General features: G+C 75.9%; 1 protein-coding gene. It reads right to left on the bottom strand.

Annotation, left to right across the window (positions count from 1 at the left end; translation table 11 throughout):
- Nucleotides 1-1,420, bottom strand: a 1,420-nt coding sequence (locus L7D48_RS28800; RefSeq protein ID WP_374494192.1) for a YibE/F family protein, incomplete at its 3' end; no start/stop codon positions are given.
- Between the last annotated feature and the right edge of the window lie 22 nt (nucleotides 1,421-1,442).

The raw sequence follows: 1,442 nt of genomic DNA on the forward strand, positions 1-1,442 counted from the left end.
GGGCACGCCCCGGCCCGGCCGCGGCCTCCCCGCCGCCGGACGCCCCCTCGCGGTCGGCGACCGCCACCAGGGCCGCCAGCCCCGTGGTCACCGGCACCGAGGCGACCAGGCCGATCGAGCCGATCAGCGTCCGCACGATCTCCTCCGCGACCAGCTCGCTGGTGGCCACCTGGCCCATTCCGCTCTCCGCTATCGAGAACAGCAGCAGCAACGGCAGCGCGGCCCCCGCGTACGCCAGCACCAGCGTGTTCACCACCGACGCGATGTGGTCGCGCCCGATGCGCATCGCCGCGCCGTAGAGCCTGCGCCACCCGGCCGACGGGTCGGCCTGTCGCAGCTCCCACACCGCCGAGGTCTGCGTCACCGTCACATCGTCCAGCACGCCCAGCGAACCGATCAGCACACCGGCCAGCAGCAGGCCGCGGATCTCGATGTCCGGGTAGAGGCCGTGCACCAGCCCGGTCTGGTCGTCGGTGTTGCCCGTCAGCGCGGCCCAGCCGATGAACGCCGAGCCCAGCAGACCGATCAGCAGCAGCGACACCAGGGTGCCCAGGACGGCGACGGAGGTACGGGCGTTGACGCCGTGGCACAGGTACAGCGTGGCCAGCATGATCGCGCTGCCGCCCACCACCGCCACCAGCAGCGGATTGGAGCCCTGGAGGATCGCGGGCAGGATGAACAGCGTCAGCACCCCGAAGCTGACCGCCAGCCCCACCAGCGCCAGCACCCCGCGCAGCCGCCCGACGACCACCACCACCAGCGCGAAGAGGCCCGCCAGCACCACCATGGGCACCCCGCGCGCCACGTCCACCACGCTGTACTGGAACTCGCGCGGCGCGTCGGGCGCGTACGCCACCACCACCTCCTGACCGGGGCTCAGCCGGCGCGTGGCGTCCGGGGTGACGATCTCCGGAAAGGTGTGGCCCGCGTCCTTCCCCTCGGCGACCTCGACGGTCGCCCGCAGACAGGCGCCCTCCCCGGAGTCCTGCCCGGAGCCCTCTCCGGAGCCACCCGGGAGAGCGCCCGAATCGCCGCCTCCGCCCTCCTGCGCGCCTCCGGCGCCCCCACCGCCTCCGTCGGCGCCCCCTACGCCGCCGGGCGGCCGGGCGGCGCCGACCTCGGCGCAGTCGACCTCCTCGACCGCGGTGACCCGCGCGCCGAGCGTCTGCCGGTCGAAGCCGACACCGCTGGGCGAGCCCTCCCCCTCGGGCGCGCCGCCCGGCCACAGCACGACCAGCCCGGCGAGCACCGCGACGGCGAAGGGGACCAGCACCGCCGCGACCACCTTGCGCAGCCGCGCCGAGACGGGGGCGGGAGGCCCGTGCGAGTGGCCGTGCCCGTGTGAGTGCCCGTGCGACGCGTGCCCGTGGCCGGGCGACGGACGCCGGGGCGGCGGGGCGGAGGGCTGCACCGGCGGCACCGGCGGGGGAACCGGAGGACGG

It is taken from the genome of Streptomyces sp. ICN903 (genome assembly GCF_022015835.1).
In the GTDB taxonomy this organism is placed as follows: domain Bacteria; phylum Actinomycetota; class Actinomycetes; order Streptomycetales; family Streptomycetaceae; genus Streptomyces; species Streptomyces fenghuangensis.